The following is an 18,320-nucleotide window of genomic DNA, read 5'->3' on the forward strand; positions in this document are numbered from 1 at the left end:
GGGTTTAACTAGCGGGAGATTACGAACTTAGCGGCATTCAAAAAGCCACCTAGTTCGGTCACGCGTCTAGATGCAAAGGCCAGCCTCACCGGTACTGCCATGACTCCAAAGACCCTTTTGAAAACTCTTGCTCTTGCGATTCGGTCTTGCCTGGCTCCCCACCTAGCGCCCGAACTGTCGGCCGGATGCATAGCAATGGGGATAGGTGCAAACACGCACTTTGCACCTTTAGAGATCAAGTCAGCGATAAAAATATATTCATCCCCTAGGTGGTTTTTGGCTCCGGCACCGAAATCCTCATCGAAAAGCACACCGTAGTTTTTGACATCCTCCACTCGCACGATCATTTCGTAGGTGGCGGCTCTGGCGCAGTTGAATCTAGTCAGTTCGGTGAGCTTCGTTGGATAGTTTTTGCGCAACTTGCCGGTTTCATCCACGGCGCTGGTAAGTAGCAGTGAGACCTCCGGGTGGTGCTCCAAATAACGCAGTGCCTCCGTGAGGGCTTGTTCGTGGAATACCACGTCGTCGTCACCGAACAACAGGTAGGTTCCGTTGGCATGCTCTAGGGCGGAGTTTCGACTTTTGGCAACTCCCAACGAATCTAGATACACCACACCGGGTTTGACCGGTTTAGCAAGAGCTTTTTGGATGTGAACTTGGTATTCCCAGTCAGCACCGTTTGGATACCTGATGTTTTGGGCTCGATCGGCGAGAGTCGAGTATCCAATGGTCAGAAGCGGCATTAGAAGCTATTTGCCTTTGCCCGGGCAAAACGCATCAGGCTCGAGGACACCGAAGAAAATGTGGTGTTTAGCAGCCTTAGTCCAAGAAAAAACACAATGGTGTTTGAAAGTGAAATTACCCCTGCGATGCTCAGCCAAATCAATACGCCCATGAGAGCGACCACCAGAAAGCTTGCTAAAAGCGTCCCAAATTCTGCAGTTTGAATTCTGGAACCCAAGCGCTCTGCGGGGGCTACGGCTTCCTTGTTTCTCTTCGCTTCAACATAGCCACGCTGAATAATCTGCTGCTTTCTAAAAAGCCTTCCGAATACTTCAAGGACGATGATTACCAGCAGCAGGTTGATACCGGCAAATGCTGGAGAAAGAGCGAAGAAAAAGCCCGAAATGACTATTAGCTGAGTTAGAAAGCTGAACACATTTACTAGCTCCAGGGCCATAGCCCATTCCCAGCTTTCTTTTTGGCTGGAGCGTTCTCTAGTGTCCGCACCGAATGCCCTGTCAAAAAACTTCACGCGATAGGTTTTTTGAATGTAGTTGGCGATTCTCGTCGCAATAAATAGCGCCGCAAAGATTGAAACCGATAACCCAAGTTCAAGCAATGAACGGTTTGCCCCGTCGATTACCAAGTCGGTAAATAACTTGGCTACCAAAAGTTCAGTAACCGGTATGGCTGCGGCTATCAGTACAAGCAGCAAAAGCTGCCAACGGAAACGTCTTGTGGGCAACAAAAGTCTCGCGGAGGAGAACAGCTCAATTGCCATGCGTTTCATTAGTTATCAAACCTAGCAATCGCGCTCTTTATTGCATCCAACACTTCGAGTTTTTTCTCTTTCGAGACGCTGATATCGCGAACCAGATGGTCTGAGTCAAGCTTTGTTAGATCAAGAGCGATGATCTCGGGGTTCATGACCTCAACGCCGGCACCTAGGGCGTAGTCCTGGTATTTGATCCCTGTGCCATGAACGTTTTCCTGGAAGCCCTCAAAGGTGACAAGACCGCATGGAACGCCATAGGACTGGCAGGCAATCATTACGTGCATCGCCGAGGTGATGACACTCTCGTAGCCAACTAAGTTTTGAAGAAAACTCTTGATGTGATCCGGGTGGGAAAGCAACACGGAAATCTCGTCATAGTTTTCGGGCAATCGAACCGGAATAGCTAGATGAGAAAAGTGACGGATAAACGCAACTCTGCCGTTTGTTTTGCCTCTTTTTAGGGGTATCACCTCGCTGATTGCTAGGCCTGGGTCACCAAAGCTATCCACTTGCGGTCCACCGGACCGGCTCAGTACTGCGGCTGTTATCGGTCCGCGCACCGAGTGGTAGTCGGCTTTTTTTGAAAGCTCAATTTCTTCGCTTGATATTCCAGTGCCGACAACGACCGAATGTGGCTTTATAAAGCGACCAATTGAACCAATCGCTACCAGGTTCTTTTTGGTCGTCGGCCTAGTTGGGGACTGAAGAATGATTTTGCTGCTGGTGAAGTGGGAGATCATTAGTGGAGACAGCCAGTCTCCGAAGTTTCCTGGGAATGGCTTCGACCACCAAGTAACTGGGATTATGTTTTCCGAAGGCTTGTCCGAGTAGTAAAGGAACGAGCTAGCCACATCAATTGTTGCTTGATCTTGGTTACTGGCTAGAAACTTTTTTTCAAAATCCCATTTGGCAATGGTGAGGTTCTCTGTTTGACCATTCATCCCCGCGCTTAGCATCTGGCCCAAGGCAGTCCGTCTAGCTGGGTCAATGTGGGTCGGTCTTCCTTGGGTCAAAAGCCCCGTTATGCCGACGCCATCGACCAGTCTTCGAAGCGGATACTTTATGGCTTTCGGTAGGAGGCGCTCAACGCGCTTTACTCGACGCAATATTTTGCGACGAGTTCCTATTGCCTTGGCTGGCCCGTGCTGAACAACTTTGTCTTTGAAGTCGGCAACATTGCCGCTTGAGCCAAAGGAGAAAAAGGCTGGGTGCTGACCGGGTTCGGTCATCGCGCGCGCGCGCATGATTCCGGTGGTTGGGATCATCTGGAAGCTGATTAGTCTTGAGTTTGCTCGCCAGGCTTCTTCGAGAAAGTAGTCATCGGTTGCTTTGATTTCAGCCCGCTGCTCAAGCGCGTAGGCGTCATCGATTAGCTTGCGTCCTTGCTTGGTGGCATTTACGCCCCAGAAGCTTGGCTCCCAGAATCTAGTTTTGTTGTTGTACCCAATCTGCATCGGAGCACCAAAGCTTCTCTGGAACCCAATCAAATCGGCGCTGGAGTTAGCTATGTAATCCGGCAGGTGCGAGATTCGACAATCTACATCGATCCAAAACACCATTTTGTCAGGGTTGCGGTCGCAGACTTTTTAATAAAGCCAATCTTTTTTCTCGTGACATCAGCCCAGTCCTCGCCCTCGTTCTTTTGGACCTCTAGAAGCTCATGCTCAAGCCCTAGCTCATCTAGCTGTTGGCGCAATTGCTTAGCGTGGTTGCCGTAGTACTCGTCGGGGGTATAGAACGAGCAAATTACTATTTGGGGTTTAGTCACGGGCAAAATCTATCACCGAGCCCTGGTTTGATTGGAGAGCAACCCGACCCAAAACCCAATACCCCAACAAAAGTGCATTGTTGGTAAAACCGCGAGTAGCCAGAATTTGGAGCTGAGGTCTAACTTGCTAACACCGAAGCTGACAAGCGCCACTGCAAGAAGGTAGATCCAAAGCGGAACTTGCAGCAAGCTCGCAACTACTAGTAGGGGAGGAATCCAGTAGCGGAAGGAGGACTCCATCGGATTCTGTTTAGTTAGGGCGCCGCGCCAGACACCGGTGGAGTAAAACTGCTTGCCAAGAGCCTTGATGCTCTCTCGCGGGTAGTAGCCGACCTTGAGTTCTGGGTCAAACCAAACGGTATGGCCGGCCTGTCTAATTCTTAGGTTCAGCTCCCAGTCTTGACCGCGCACCCATTTGGCTTTGTATAAACCAAGCTCGGTGATTATCGATTTTCGAAAACAACCCAAATACACGGTGTCAGCGGGCCCTGATTTTCCGCCAACGTGGAATGACCCACCGCCAAGACCGAACCTTGAGTTATATCCAAAAGCAACTGCTTTTTGGAAGGCCGTTCTGCCTTTAGCAATCATCATGCCGCCGACATTTGCAGCTCCGGTAGTGTTCAGTATTTTGACGGCGCTCGCGGCATAGTTGTCGGATAGTTCTGAGTGAGCGTCGACTCGAATTACTGTTTCGTAACTTGATTTCTCGATTGCTAAGTTCAAACCGTTCGCAGTAAGCCCAGTTGGGTTCTCTATCAAAATCAGAGTTCGATACTTCTTAGCCAGCGATTCAGCAATTTGGTTTGTTTTGTCGGTGGAGGGTCCAAGAGCCAGCACGAGTTGTTTTTTTCCTGGAGTCTTTTGGCTTAGAACTGACTCGACAGCGATTGCCAGGTAATCCTGCTCGTTCAGAACCGGCATTACAAAGGAAACGTCTTTGAGGTCAGACATTGACTATGTTTCTGCCTGGCGCAATTATTCGCCAACCGGCTATTTGCCAAGAATCGACATTTAGAACGTTCCGGCCGTCAATGATGGTTTTGATTCGGGGCAAGCTACTCACCGCCTCAGGATCCAGGTTTTTGTAATCCGCCCATTCTGTTCCGAGAATCATCAAATCGGCGTCCTTCACTGCTGTCGATAGATCCGCTTCGGAAATCAGCCCGGAGGACTTTTTATCCAGGTTTTCCAGAGCAACCGGATCGTGGACGGTGACAACGCCGCCGAGGGCTTGCAGTCTCAGCGCGATCTCAAGAGCAGGCGAGTCTCGAAGATCGTCGCTGTCCGGCTTGAAGCTGATTCCAAGCATTGTGATCTTCTTGTTTTTTATGTCGCCAAGTTCTTCGGTGGCAAGCCACACGATTCGCTGGCGTCTTCGGAGGTTTATTTGATCGACCTCTTTTAGAAACGCGAGAGAGTCTCCAACGCCAAGCTCATCCGCCCTGGCGATGAACCCACGAATATCTTTGGGTAGGCATCCGCCGCCGAAGCCAATTCCGGTTCGAAGAAAGCTTTTGCCAATTCGGTTATCCAGCCCGATTGCCTCGGCGAGCCGAACGGCATCGGCTCCGGAGGCCTCGGCAATTTCTGCCATTGCATTTATAAAACTAATTTTGGTTGCAAGAAATGCGTTTGCCGAAACCTTCACAAGTTCAGCTGTTTCTAGGTCTAGCTCCAACACGGGAATACCCTGATCAATCATGGTTTGGTAGCAACCCTTCAGGGCTTGATTGTATTCAGGGTCATCGCTACCGATAACTATTCGGTCCGGCAACATCGAGTCTGCAAGGGCGGTTCCTTCTCGAAGGAACTCCGGGTTCCAGCAAAGCCTTGGGACGAATCCTGAAACTTCTTGCATTTTCGTGATCAGGTGTCTGGCGGTGCCAACCGGCACAGTCGACTTGCCAACCACCAGACTCGAAGGCTTCAGCACGGCTGCAAGCTGGCCGGCGGCGGCAAAGACATAAGAAGTGTCGGCGGACTGCTGTCCAGAAATTTGAGGTGTTCCAACGCAAATGAAGTGGATATCGCTTGCTGCACTGAGGTCATCGTGGTGTGATTGAAAGCTGATTTTTCCCGAGGAAATTGCCTGCCTCAGGGCATCTTCTAATCCGGGCTCGAAGAAGGGCAAATTTCCAGCCTTCAGCGCTTGAACCCTGGAGGAATCGGGCTCGATTCCGATTACGTTATGGCCAAGCTGTGCCATGGCAACCGCGTGGGTTGTTCCAAGATAGCCAAGCCCGATGACTGAAATCTTCATTGTGAGAAGGAGTTTAGTGTTCGCGAGATGAAAAATATGCGTAACAACTCTTGACATAGTGCGTATATTGAAACTGATGGCTAATTCTGAGGATTTTCTAGAGGATCCACTCGAACGACTGCTTGATAAAGAGTCGGACGAGGAATTTGGGGCACCCGAATATAGAGAGCACCTAGCCGACTCCTTGACTCCAGCGGTTTTGAAAGATTGGTCTGCCGCCGATTTTGCCAGTATTTATGTCAGGTTTCGCCCTCACCTTGAGAGGCACGCTCGTCGCTACCTAGTAAACCCATCCCAGGTTGAAGAGGTGGTCCAGGACGCATTCTTGTACTTGATGACAACACTGCCAGAATTAGATTCCGAAGTTGGGGTCTTAAAGTTTTTGAAGTGGAAAACCAGGCTTTTGAGTCTGGATGTCATCCGCATTAATTCACGCGTGAGCATTGCGCCATTAGATGATCAGCCGGAAATAGCTGCAAACAGCCCGGAGATGTCCTTGGAGATGGAGCGAGCGGACGATGCAGCCATTGTTTCGATGGCTCTTGCGAAGCTTCAGCCGCGACAGCGCGAAGTATTGATCGCGTCGATTTACGAGGAAAAATCAACTGATGCCGTTGCAGAACAACTCGGGCTGAGCGAAAACGCGACCAGGCAACTGCTATTCCGAGCGCGATCGGCATTCAAGAAGGCCCTCATTGGCGAGGTAGAAACCGCTGGCATGTCAGCCGGGCAAATTTTGTCGGTTGCCGCTAGAAAAGCGGCGGCCGAGTCTGGTAAGTACGTTGCTGCTGCAGGAGCGTTTCTGTTGGTAATGGCAGTTTCACTTGGGGTGTTGCCGAACATAAACCAGACCACAACCAATCAGGTTGCGAGCGCACCGTCTGAAAGCGCTGAGGCCTTATCCCTGGGTTCAGCGGGTGAGGTAAGTGCGACAGAAGCCGTTGAGGTACCAGCCGCGAGCGCTGCGCCTGCTGAGCTTCCGGTTGAGTCAACGGATGCAATCGACGTTGCCTCCACTCAGACGGTGAGCGAATCGCAAACTCAAGGTCCAGCCCGAGCGCCAAATGCCGCAGAGGCAACCACGGTTGTGGCAAGTGGACCGGAACCAATTTTTGACGAGGCGTCTGTGGCAACAATTTTGGCCACGAATGTTCCTCAGGCTGGTTACTACACAAACTCTTACGCTTCTTCTGACTTTCTATCGGCAGGTTTCCGCGGGAGCTCAATCGAGATCTTCGGTGGCACCGGCATCTCCGCGTTTTTAGACATCGATTTTGCCAACAGGACAGTTTTCAATTCTGTTTATCAAATGTGGGTTGACGGAAAGCGTTACTACGCAGTCGCTGAAATCTCCTCCGTGGAGACCACCCCAATCGCTGACGGCCACGAAATTGTCCTGAGGGCCAGCGATTTCTGGGTTGTTGATGAGAATGGGAACGTGTTCGACCAGTCTCCGCTAGCCAATGCTATTTCAACCGTGAAGTTGAGCCTGGATTCCAAAGGAAACCCGGTCAAAGCCTCAATGACGGTTTCTCGCTAAAACTACTGAGCTATTCCGTAGAGCCGGTCTCCGGCATCTCCTAGGCCGGGCACGATATATCCGCGCTCATCTAGTTTTTCATCGAGAGCTCCAAGAACCACGTCAACTTCACGATCAGGCCAATTGGCTAGTAGGTGTGCTCTCACGTTTTCAACACCTTCGGGTGCACCGAGGAGACAGACGCAGGTTGCGGAGACTGCGCCGCGCTCAAAGATGTAATCGATGGAGTCATTTAGTGTGCCCCCGGTGGCAAGCATCGGGTCGATTATGAAAACCTGGCGATTTTGTAGGTCATCTGGCAGACGATTGGCATAGGTATAAGGCTCGAGAGTTTCTTCGTTGCGCTTGATCCCAAGAAAGCCAACCTCAGCACTAGGCAGTAACTTAACCATTCCCTCGAGCATGCCGAGGCCCGCTCGAAGAACAGGCACGATGAGTGGCTTGGGGTTGGAAATTTTCAACCCCGTGGTTTTTTGCACCGGAGTCTCAATCTCAACCTCTTGAACTCGGATGTCTCTAGTGGCCTCATAGGCAAGGAGAGTCACGAGTTCTTCGACCAGTTGTCGGAACTGAGGGCTCGGCGTGCGCTTGTCTCTCAGCACGGTGAGCTTGTGAGTAATCAATGGGTGATTCGCTACATGAAGTCGCATAGGCTCAAGACTATGGAGTTTGAAGCTTTGATGCACCTTGCACTTGAACAAGCCAAGCTTTCCGGCGACGAAGTCCCGGTCGGTGCTGTGCTAATAGATGGCAATCGCAACGTTGTCGCAATCGCGCACAATCTGAGAGAGCAGCTAAAGGACCCAACCTCGCACGCTGAGATTGAGGTTATTCGAACTGCCGCAAAGAAATTGAACTCTTGGAGACTAGATGACTGCACGCTCATCGTCACGCTTGAGCCGTGCGTGATGTGTGCCGGAGCAATCGTTGCAGCCAGGATTCCAAGGGTTGTCTTCGGGGCATGGGATGAGCGCGTTGGGGCGGCGGGCTCTATCTACGATGTTCTAAGAGACAGCCGGCTTGGCAACCCGGTTGAGGTGATTCCCGAGGTGTTGGCTAATGAGTGCGCCAAAGTCCTAAAAGAATTTTTCGAAGCCAGGCGCTAGGCGAAAACTTATTTTTGCTTTGCACTCACGTTATTTTTCAAGCTTCGATCCATGGCCCGAGTGTTGCTAAGCTTTCCCACGGTGACGTGTCCGAGCGGCCGAAGGTGCAACTCTCGAAAAGTTGTGTGGGTGAAAGTCCACCGTGGGTTCAAATCCCACCGTCACCGCCATGTTTGTTTGAAGAATAATTAGCGACAACCCCAAGCGCCTGCGGCATTTGCTGCCAATGCCTATCTAGGCTCTTGTTGAAATGATAAGACTTGAAGAAATTACCAAGACCTACCGAGGCGCCGATGAGCCAGCGCTTCGAGAGGTGTCTCTAGACATACAGCGTGGCGAGTTTGTGTTTTTGGTCGGGGCATCCGGGTCTGGCAAGTCATCGCTATTGCGCATGATGCTTCGTGAAGAAAGGCCTGACAGCGGAAACGTCTTGGTTTTGGGGGAGAACCTGTTTAGGATTCCGGCAAGACGAGTGCCACAATTTAGGCGCCAGCTCGGGGTCGTCTTCCAGGATTTCAGGTTGCTCACAAATAAAACGGTTTATCAAAACATCGCCTTTGCGCTGCAAGTAATCGGAAAGCCAAAGGCGTTTATCGAGACTGCAGTTCCGGATGTTCTTCGGCTAGTCGGCCTTGATCATAAATCGAACTCCTTGCCCTCGGCACTCTCCGGAGGTGAGCAACAGCGAGTGGCAATTGCTAGAGCGGTTGTGAATCGTCCCGAGGTGTTGCTGGCCGATGAGCCAACTGGAAACCTAGACCCGGTATCAAGCAATGAGATCATGAACTTGCTCGAACGCATCAATCTTTCCGGCACCACAATCGTCATGGCTACCCATGACAGGAATATTGTGGACCGGATGCAAAAGCGAGTTGTGGAGATAAGCGCAGGTGTAATAATCCGAGACGCGCAGACCGCAAGCTACAAAGAAATTCCTTCTGAGCCGATGCCGATAATCCCAGAGCCTAGGGACTTCGAGGAAAAGCTATGAAGGTGGGGCTAATTCTTTCGGAAATGTGGTCGGGAATTCGCGGCAATTTCTCGATGATTGTGTCAATAATTTTGGTCACTTTTGTTTCTCTGAGCTTTGTTTCGGTTGCAGCGCTGCTGCAGCTGCAGGTTGGCAACATGAAAGATTATTGGTACGACCGGGCTCAGATTGCGATTTATCTATGCTCGGACTTTTCGCCAGAAGAACAGTGCCCAGCCGGAGTGGCAACGGCGGGTCAAGTTGCTGCCGTGGAGGCATCTCTAGACAGTCAGGCCTTGACGCCTCACATTGAAGCGTTTTACTTCGAGTCTCAGCAGGACGCTTTTGACAGATTTTTGGCCGAGTCAGAAGACTTATCCGCAGCTCAGTATCTTCTGCCGGAACAGCTGAACGAGGCTTTTTGGGTAAACCTAATAAACCCAGATAGGACTGACTTGATTGTTGAAGCCTTTAATAATCAGCCAGGGGTCGCCGAGGTCAGAGATCAGCGCGGCTATTTGGACCAAATTATTACCTTTCTAAACATTTCCTCTTTGGCCGTTGGCGGGGTGGCGGCAATAATGCTTTTTAGCGCGGCCCTGTTGACCACAACCACAATTCGGCTCAGTGCCTTTTCCAGAAGGCGAGAAATCGCAATTATGCGTCTGGTCGGTGCTTCCAGCTTGTCAATTCAGCTGCCGTTTATTCTCGAAGGCCTGTTGGCGGCCCTAGTGGGTGGCGGTTTAGCTATCGCGACGGTGGCCTTTGGGACTCAATACTTCGTGACGGATCTTCTTTCCACGCAGCTGGCGTTTACTAGCTTCGTTGGCATCGACGATGTCTTTACGATTGCGCCTTTCGTGCTGGGAGTCGGTGCGCTGATTGCAACCTTGGCTGCTGCGGTGTCGACTTATCGGCACGTCAGAGTCTAAAAAGTGGCGTTTTTGTGGTTTCTAGCTAAAACTCAAAAACATCACACATTTATAACTATGCTGCGTACTTTTAAGTTGCGTGCCACACTATGCACCCCTTAGACTTGAGACTTACTTCCCTAACCCATGCCTTGAAGATAAATAGCGGTTTTTTTGGCGTGATGCATATGTTGGCGTCATTGGTGTAGGAATGTAAATTTCCGCCTAAATTACGAGAACCCTAGGGGTATTAACTTTGGCTGCTGCGAAAAACGCTAGTTCCATCAAGTCCGCAAAAAACTCTCGCGAAGCAATGCGACCAACATTCGCAAAGCACCCAGACCCGATAGAGATACCAGATCTGCTTTCCCTTCAGACGGAGAGCTTTGATCAGTTGGTAGGCAACCCTGCATGGCGTGAAATCGCTGGCACGGATGCTAGAACCGGTCTGGATGAAGTCTTTGAAGAAATCAGCCCAATCGAGGACAGCTCAAACGCTGCTCAAGATGCAAAAATGGGGCTTTCTTTCTCGGAGCCAATGCTGTTCGACCCGACCTACACTCCTGATCAGTGCAAGGAAAAGGGCAAGAGCTACACCAAGCCGCTCTATATCAAAGCTGAGTTCACCAACTATCTGACCGGTGAAATCAAGAGCCAGACCGTGTTCATGGGTGACTTCCCAGTTATGACCGGCAAGGGCACATTCATTATTAACGGAACCGAGCGAGTTGTTGTTTCTCAGCTAGTTCGTTCCCCAGGTGTTTATTTCTCCGTGTCTACCAACACCACTGGAAACCTTGACGTTCGAAACAACAAGGCCCAGATCATCCCAAGCCGTGGTTCTTATCTAGAATTTTTGACCGAGTGGGTCAAGGACGAGCGTAAGCCAGCCGCTAGGTTCGGAAAGCCGATCTTGCAGGTGCAGGTCGACCGCAAGACCAAGGTTTCGGCAACTATCTTTTTGAAGGCTCTTGGTTTTTCCAAGGAAGAAATTCGCGCTGAGTTCTCAGACATTAAGGCTGCAGCACTTGCAAGCCCACTGGGTATTAGCTACGACGATGACATCATCGAGCGCACCCTTGAATACGACGAGTCAAAGGTTTTCCCAAACGGAATCCTTACCAAGGAAGACGCACTTCGCGAGGTCTACCGCAAGGTGCGAGGCGAAGCTGCCGGTGCTGAAGTTGCCGAGGCTTGGTTGCGTTCAACCTACTTCGAGGGCAAGCGTTACAACTTGGCGAAGGTTGGGCGTCACAAGCTAAACCGCAAGCTAAACATTAACCAGGCTGCAGACACCACAACTTTGACCAACGAGGACATCGTTGCAACCTTGAAGTATCTGTTGCTATTCGACCTAACTCTGGCCAATAACGTTTCTTCAAACACTCAGCGCGCTGAGTTCAACGTGAAGATGGCAGGCAAGAAGGTCAACCTAGTTGTTAGCTCGGATGACATCGACGATTTCTCTAACCGTCGTATTCGTTCGGTTGGTGAGTTGATTCAGAACCAGGTTCGAATCGGTCTGAGCCGCATGGAGCGTGTTGTTCGCGAACGTATGTCCACTCAGGACATTGAAGCGATCACCCCGCAGACGCTTATTAACCTACGACCAGTTGTTTCGGCGATCAAAGAGTTCTTTGGTGCCAGCCAGCTCTCGCAGTTTATGGATCAGAACAACCCATTGGCCGGTCTTGCTCACAAGCGTCGCTTGTCAGCACTTGGACCGGGAGGTATCGCTCGTGAGCGTGCCCAAATGGAGGTCCGTGACGTTCACCCTTCTCACTATGGACGTATGTGTCCTGTTGAGACCCCAGAAGGCCCGAACATTGGCCTCATCGGATCACTAACCGCTTTCAGCAAGATCAACGCTTTTGGCTTCATTGAAACTCCTTACCGTTTGGTGAAGGACAACAAGGTCGGCAAGAAGGTTGATTACCTTGACGCCTCTGCAGAAGAGGGCAAGGTTATTGCCGGAGCCGATACTCCTTTGAATGCTGATGGAACTTTGGTTGGACCACGTGCCTTTGCTCGTTTCCGTGGAGACATGGTTGAGGTTGCGGCCGAGGACGTCGATTACATCGACATTTCCCCTCGACAGTTGGCCAGCGTTTCAACTTCGTTGATTCCATTCCTTGAGCACGATGATTCGTCACGTGCTTTGATGGGTGCGAACATGCAACGTCAAGCTGTTCCTCTTCTAGAGGCAGAAAGCCCATTTGTTGGAACCGGCATGGAGCGCCTAGCGGCGATTGACTCCGGTGCGGTTTTGATCAATGAGCTAGCCGGTGTTGTGGAAGAAATCGACGCTGACCAGATCGTTGTGATGAACGACGATGGGTCACGTTCAAACTACACACTTCGCAAGTTTGACCGCTCGAACCAGGGCACCGCAATCAACCAGAAGGCGATTATCGAAATCGGCCAGCGGGTTGAAAAGGGTGATGTTTTGGCTGACGGCCCATCCACTGAGAATGGTGAACTAGCACTTGGAAAGAACCTGCTCGTGGCATTCATGCCGTGGGAAGGTTACAACTTCGAGGACGCTATTATCCTGAGCCAGGAGCTAGTGAAGAACGACACCCTTTCTTCAATCCACATCGAAGAGTACGAAGTTGATGCCAGAGACACCAAGCTTGGTGCCGAAGAAATTACTTCTGACCTCCCAAACATCTCAGTTGAAGCTCTTGCTCAGCTAGATGCGAGTGGAATTATTCGAATCGGAGCCGAAGTTCGCCCGGGAGACATCCTGGTTGGAAAAGTCACGCCTAAGGGTGAGACTGAGCTTTCAGCCGAAGAGCGACTATTGCGTGCGATCTTCAACGAGAAATCGCGTGAAGTTCGAGACACCTCTTTGAAGGTGCCACACGGTGAGCAGGGAACCATCATTGGCGTCAAGGTATTTGACGCTGAAGAGGGCGACGAGCTCGGTGCTGGCGTCAACAAGCGTGTAGTCGTTTACATCGCCCAGAAGCGAAAGATCACCGAGGGTGACAAGCTTGCTGGACGACACGGCAACAAGGGTGTTATTGCTAAAATCTTGCCCGTCGAGGACATGCCGTTCATGGAAGATGGAACTCCGGTTGACATCGTATTGAACCCACTGGGTATTCCTGGTCGAATGAACTTCGGTCAGGTTCTGGAATCACACCTTGGTTGGGTTTGCCGCCAGGGCTGGGACGTTTCCGGAGTTGCTAAGTGGGCAGATGAGATGTCTAAGGATCTCTTCAGCGCTCCAGCTGGAACTAAGGTCGCCACGCCGGTATTCGACGGCGCGACCAAGAACCAGGTTGCGGGTCTTCTAGATCACACCTTGCCAAACCGAGACGGCAACCGCCTAATCGATGGCAGTGGTAAAGCCAACCTCTTCGATGGCCGCTCCGGTGAGCCCTACCCAATGCCAATTGCTGTTGGCGTGAAGTACATGTTGAAGCTGCACCACTTGGTTGATGACAAGATTCACGCTCGTTCCACCGGTCCTTACTCCATGATTACTCAGCAGCCACTTGGTGGTAAGGCTCAGTTCGGTGGACAGCGATTCGGTGAGATGGAAGTTTGGGCACTGCAGGCTTATGGCGCAGCGCACACTCTCCAGGAGCTATTGACTATCAAGTCGGACGACATCGCCGGCCGTGTTCGAACCTACGAGGCAATCGTCAAGGGCGAGAACATTCAGGCACCTGGTATCCCCGAGTCCTTCCGAGTACTCGCAAAGGAAATGCAGTCACTGGGCCTAAACGTCGAGGTAATCGACAACAAGGGCCAAGTAGTTGTTTTGAAGGACGAGGCGTTTGAAAACGACCGCGCCGCTGAGGAACTAGGCATCAACCTGAGCCGCAACGAGCAGTTGTCATCTGACTCCGACTTCAACACCTACCAGTAATTCCGAATCTCGAATTTTCAGAAGGAAATAAACATATGTCTGTGAAAGTAGAAAACTTCAGTGCTCTCCGGGTAGGTCTTGCCACCTCGGAGGAAATCCGCTCTTGGTCATCAGGTGAAGTCAAGAAGCCTGAAACCATCAACTACCGAACTCTAAAGCCTGAAAAAGACGGCTTGTTCTGCGAGAAGATCTTTGGTCCAACCAAGGACTGGGAGTGCTCTTGCGGTAAGTACAAGCGAGTTCGCTTCAAGGGAATTGTCTGTGAGCGTTGTGGCGTAGAGGTAACAAAGTCCTCGGTTCGTCGTGAGCGCATGGGTCACATCGAGCTAGCCGCTCCTGTAACTCACATTTGGTATTTCAAGGGTGTTCCATCTCGTCTGGGTTACCTATTGAACATGGCACCAAAAGACCTAGAGAAGATCATTTACTTTGCCGCTTACCGTGTCATGGATATTGACCACGAGATGCGAACCGCAGAGTATGACCTAGTTCGTGACGAGTACGTAACCCGTATTCGCGCTCTGATCGATGCTCGTGAAGAAGAGTTTGAGGCCGCAGCCGGCGAAGAGATCGCTGCAATGCGCGAACTTGGCTTGGTAATGCAGATCTCCAACAAGTTCTGGGAGGCACCTCGTTGGATCGAGAAGCAGTTCTCTAAGAGCCTGGAGCAGCTAATTGACTCAGAGGAAAAGGATGCGGATGCATTCTGGTCCGTCCGAACCTTAGCTCAGATGTCTGACGAAGAGCAGGACGACACCGTTGTTCGCACCACCGATGAGGCCAAGAAGATCAAGAAATTGATTGCCGACATCAAAAAGAAGGTGGACAAGATTGTCCGCGAGTACGCCCGTCTAGAGCGTCCGGCAAACCTTCACAAGGAGCAGTTGGCATGGCGCATGTTCCTAACGGCGGAAGTCGGCCAGCTAATGCCAAACGACGTGGTCTTTGACTACTTCGATTACTACTTCTCCGACTACGTAATAACTTCAATCGGTGCCGAGGCAGTACTGCAGGTATTGGCTGCATTCGATCTTGAGGGTGCAGCTGCAGAATTGCGCGCCGAGATTGCAACCACCAAGGGCTCTAAGCAGACTCAGGCCATCAAGCGCCTGAAGGTTGTAAACAGCTTCGCTCAGTCCGGCACTCCTCCAACTTCCATGGTGCTATCGGTTCTTCCGGTACTACCTCCGGAGATTCGCCCAATGGTTCAGCTAGACGGTGGCCGCTTCGCGACCAGCGATCTAAACGACCTGTATCGCAGGGTGATCAACCGTAACAACCGTCTAAAGCGATTCGTTGATCTAGGCGCTGTTCCAAAGACCATTTTGAACAACGAGAAGCGCATGCTTCAGGAAGCCGTTGACGCACTGTTTGACAACGGTCGTCGCGGTCGCGCTGTTACCGGAACCGGTAACCGTGCACTGAAGTCACTGTCTGACCTTCTGAAGGGTAAGCAGGGTCGTTTCCGTCAGAACCTTCTGGGTAAGCGAGTTGATTACTCTGGCCGTTCCGTAATCGTGGTTGGACCGCAGTTGAAGCTTCACCAGTGTGGACTTCCAAAGCTGATGGCCCTTGAGCTATTCAAGCCATATGTAATGAAGCGTCTTGTTGACATGGGCCTTGCTCAGAACATCAAGAGCGCTAAGCGCATGGTTGAAAGAAGCCGACCACAGGTCTGGGGAGTTCTCGAGGAAGTTATTCGTGAGCGTCCAGTGCTACTAAACCGCGCACCTACCTTGCACCGTTTGGGAATCCAGGCGTTCGAGCCACAACTGGTTGAGGGCAAGGCTATTCAGCTTCACCCGCTTGTTTGTGCGGCCTTCAACGCCGACTTCGACGGTGACCAGATGGCTGTTCACCTTCCTCTGTCAGTTGAGGCGCAGGCCGAGGCCCGCATCTTGATGCTTGCTTCGAACAACATTCTGAAGCCATCGGACGGACGTCCGGTTGCTACACCTACCCAGGACATGATCATTGGGCTCTTCCACCTAACCGCTGAAGTTCCTGGCGGCACTGGTGAGGGCCTAGCCTTCACCTCAATGGGAGAGGCCCAGATGGCCTTTGACATTGGCGGCCTCGATCTAGGCGCCAAGGTTCGAATTCGCATCGAGGGTGAATTGCGCGAGACCACATTTGGTCGTGCGCTATTCAACGAGACACTTCCTCTTTCATACCCATTCGTGGAGATGCAAGTCGGCAAAAAAGAGCTAGGCCAGATTGTTTCTGACTTGGTCGAGCTTTTCAGCCGAACTGAGGTTGCACTTTCCCTTGACGCCTTGAAGGATGCCGGGTTCCACTGGGCAACACGTGCCGGTGTTTCGATGGCTATCTCTGATGCCAACTTTGACCCGAAGGGTACTTTCGACAAGGAACGTGCTTCCAGGATCGTCAAGGCCGAGAAGGCACACACCAAGATTCAGGAAGCATTCGACAATGGTTTGAAGTCAGACCTGGAGCGTCGAGATGAGCTTGGAGCACTTTGGTTCAAGGAGACTGCCGAAATCGAGCAGCTACTACGCGAATCGATCCCGACCGACAATGCGATCTACAAGATGGTCACATCTGGCGCCAGAGGTAACTGGCTACAGATTCGTTCCATCATGGGTATGCGTGGACCGGTTGCAACCTCATCAGGTGACTTTGCTCCGATGCCGGTGAAGGGTAACTACCTATTGGGCCTAACCCCTCACGAGTACTTCATTAACGCAACTGGAGCCCGTAAGGGTAACGCTGACACCGCCATGAAGACTGCTGCAGCGGGTTACCTAACCCGTCGTTTGGTCGACGTGGCACAGGATGTCATCATTCAGATTGAGGACTGTGGAACCACCAAGGGTCTAGACAAGGATCTTCTGGACCAAGAGCAGGTTGAGCTTTCAATCGTGGGTCGTACGAATCTTGTTGACATCAAGCAGGGAAAGACAGTTCTTCTTCCTGCCGGTGTGAACATTGACCACTCTGCGGCAAGACGAATCAAGGAAGCCGGAGTTGAAACAATAACTGTTCGCTCCGTTCTAACTTGTGAAGCTGAAAGCGGTATCTGTGCGGCTTGCTACGGTGTTTCACTAGCCACAAACCAAAAGGTAACTATTGGTGAGGCAATTGGAATCATCGCTGCTCAGTCAATCGGTGAGCCTGGCACTCAGCTAACAATGCGCACCTTCCACACCGGAGGAGCCGCATCGAGCGCCAAGAAGCAGACCATTCTGAAGTCAATTGGTGGCCAGAAGGTTCGCGTTGAGCGTCTGATTTCCTATGACATCACGCAGGGTCTGAACGGTGTTACTGACCTTCTAGAAGCTCGTGTTGGATGGCGTCAAGCTGGCAAGGTTGCTGTTATGGCATTCTGGGCCGGTCAAGTGGACATCGTTGAGAAGGTTTCCCTAACCGGAACCAAGAGCTTCGAAGTCTACGTTCGCCCACAGGGCGAGAAGGCCGAGAAGGAAGCTGAGGCGCTTGCGACTCAGTACAGCTTTAGCCGTACTGCATCGAAGACCTTCAAGAAGCTAAGTCCTTACCTTCCGATCACAATCGTTGCCTCAGTTGGCGATTTAGTGGTTCAAAAGGGTGACATGGTTGACGCCGGAGATTACCTGGTTGATGGAACTCCAATTCCACACGAGGTTTTGATGATTCGTGGTTCGCGTGAAGCGGCTGCGGAGATCATTCGTGGTGTTCAGGCCATCTATGGCTCACAGGGCGTTCCGCTGCACGACAAGCACCTTGAGGTAATTGTCCGTCAGATGTTGAACAAGGTGACCGTAATCGACTCTGGAGACACCAACATGCTTCCAGGTGAGATCATCGATCGCCAGAGCTTTGCAGGCAAGAACCGTCAGGCAGTTGCGCAGGGCAATCGTCCCGCCAGTGCTCGTCAAGAGGTAATGGGTATGACCCGTGCTTCACTTGCTGCTCAGTCTTGGCTATCTGCGGCATCCTTCCAGGAGACCACTCGAGTCCTAACCCAAGCGGCGCTAGATCGCCGTGAGGACAGGCTTGTGGGTCTAAAGGAAAACGTGATCATCGGAAAGCTAATTCCAGCTGGAACTGGACTATTGACTTACCGCAACTTCGAAGTAGATGGAACAGAAGAGGCGAAAGCCGAGCGCTATCCTAACCGGATCTGGTCGGACCAGGGTTACGACCCAACCGATCTAGATTCGCAGGAGCTCAGCTTGAGTGTTTCGGATCCATTTGCAATCGATGAGAAGTAACCAAGACAACTAAAAAACCATTTGACCGTTCTCACGGGCTACGGGTATGCTTAGGGCTGGTCATGCAACTGCATGTATCAGGCCAGCTCTCGTGAATGTTCGAGATCACGGCCAAAACCTTTGGTTATAAAGCGCCGTTCTGGCGCGCCAAAGATTAATGAACGAGGAGA

General features: G+C 51.4%; 13 protein-coding genes and 1 tRNA gene. 7 read left to right on the forward strand and 7 right to left on the reverse strand.

The window, feature by feature from the left end:
* Window positions 1-8: 8 nt before the first annotated feature.
* From ABXT50_RS00730 to ABXT50_RS00755, 6 genes are read right to left on the reverse strand one after another with little or no spacing between them, the layout of a single operon-like run.
* Window positions 9-743, reverse strand: a complete 735-nt coding sequence (locus ABXT50_RS00730; protein WP_415274285.1) for a glycosyltransferase family 2 protein — start codon at window positions 741-743, stop codon at window positions 9-11.
* Window positions 743-1,513, reverse strand: coding sequence for a hypothetical protein (locus ABXT50_RS00735; RefSeq protein ID WP_415274286.1), 771 nt, complete (start codon window positions 1,511-1,513; stop codon window positions 743-745). Before ABXT50_RS00735 ends, ABXT50_RS00730 begins: the two co-directional genes overlap by 1 nt.
* Window positions 1,513-3,057 (reverse strand): polysaccharide pyruvyl transferase family protein, encoded by a 1,545-nt coding sequence (locus tag ABXT50_RS00740; RefSeq protein ID WP_415274287.1) that lies wholly within the window; start codon window positions 3,055-3,057, stop codon window positions 1,513-1,515. Before ABXT50_RS00740 ends, ABXT50_RS00735 begins: the two co-directional genes overlap by 1 nt.
* Window positions 3,036-3,266, reverse strand: a complete 231-nt coding sequence (locus tag ABXT50_RS00745) for a hypothetical protein (RefSeq protein ID WP_415274288.1) — start codon at window positions 3,264-3,266, stop codon at window positions 3,036-3,038. The genes ABXT50_RS00740 and ABXT50_RS00745 overlap by 22 nt, the downstream gene beginning before the upstream one ends.
* A gap of 12 nt (window positions 3,267-3,278) precedes the next feature.
* Window positions 3,279-4,220: a glycosyltransferase family 2 protein gene (locus ABXT50_RS00750; RefSeq protein WP_415274289.1), complete on the reverse strand. Its 942-nt coding sequence runs from the start codon at window positions 4,218-4,220 to the stop codon at window positions 3,279-3,281.
* On the reverse strand, window positions 4,213-5,529 hold the full coding sequence (locus tag ABXT50_RS00755) for a UDP-glucose dehydrogenase family protein (RefSeq protein WP_415274290.1): 1,317 nt from the start codon (window positions 5,527-5,529) through the stop codon (window positions 4,213-4,215). The genes ABXT50_RS00750 and ABXT50_RS00755 overlap by 8 nt, the downstream gene beginning before the upstream one ends.
* A 76-nt stretch (window positions 5,530-5,605) precedes the next feature.
* Between ABXT50_RS00755 and ABXT50_RS00760 the strand changes: the two genes are divergently transcribed.
* Window positions 5,606-7,069 (forward strand): sigma-70 family RNA polymerase sigma factor, encoded by a 1,464-nt coding sequence (locus ABXT50_RS00760; RefSeq protein WP_415274291.1) that lies wholly within the window; start codon window positions 5,606-5,608, stop codon window positions 7,067-7,069.
* A gap of 2 nt (window positions 7,070-7,071) precedes the next feature.
* Here the strand turns inward: ABXT50_RS00760 and upp are convergent, their stop codons facing one another.
* A complete protein-coding gene (gene upp, locus ABXT50_RS00765; protein ID WP_415274292.1) occupies window positions 7,072-7,719 on the reverse strand; it encodes a uracil phosphoribosyltransferase in 648 nt (215 codons plus the stop codon).
* Window positions 7,720-7,731: 12 nt separating this feature from the next.
* On the opposite strand from upp, the gene ABXT50_RS00770 reads away from it, so the two are divergent.
* The 6 genes from ABXT50_RS00770 to rpoC all read left to right on the forward strand — a co-directional run bounded on the left by ABXT50_RS00770 (window position 7,732) and on the right by rpoC (window position 18,150).
* Complete coding sequence (locus tag ABXT50_RS00770) at window positions 7,732-8,175, forward strand: nucleoside deaminase (RefSeq protein WP_415274293.1); 444 nt, start codon at window positions 7,732-7,734, stop codon at window positions 8,173-8,175.
* 80 nt (window positions 8,176-8,255) lie between these two features.
* A tRNA-Ser gene (locus tag ABXT50_RS00775) sits at window positions 8,256-8,345 on the forward strand.
* Window positions 8,346-8,425: 80 nt separating this feature from the next.
* Entirely contained in the window at window positions 8,426-9,166 is a 741-nt protein-coding gene (gene ftsE / locus ABXT50_RS00780) for a cell division ATP-binding protein FtsE (protein ID WP_415274294.1), read from the forward strand.
* A complete protein-coding gene (gene ftsX, locus ABXT50_RS00785; RefSeq protein ID WP_415274295.1) occupies window positions 9,163-10,077 on the forward strand; it encodes a permease-like cell division protein FtsX in 915 nt (304 codons plus the stop codon). Before ftsE ends, ftsX begins: the two co-directional genes overlap by 4 nt.
* 235 nt (window positions 10,078-10,312) lie before the next feature.
* The gene (locus ABXT50_RS00790; RefSeq protein ID WP_415274296.1) at window positions 10,313-13,936 is read left to right on the forward strand and encodes a DNA-directed RNA polymerase subunit beta; all 3,624 of its coding nucleotides are present in this window, start codon (window positions 10,313-10,315) and stop codon (window positions 13,934-13,936) included.
* A 35-nt stretch (window positions 13,937-13,971) separates the two neighbouring features.
* Complete coding sequence (gene rpoC / locus ABXT50_RS00795; protein ID WP_415274297.1) at window positions 13,972-18,150, forward strand: DNA-directed RNA polymerase subunit beta'; 4,179 nt, start codon at window positions 13,972-13,974, stop codon at window positions 18,148-18,150.
* Window positions 18,151-18,320 lie beyond the last annotated feature (170 nt).

This window comes from Aquiluna sp. Uisw_065, from assembly GCF_047731275.1.
Lineage (GTDB): Bacteria > Actinomycetota > Actinomycetes > Actinomycetales > Microbacteriaceae > Aquiluna.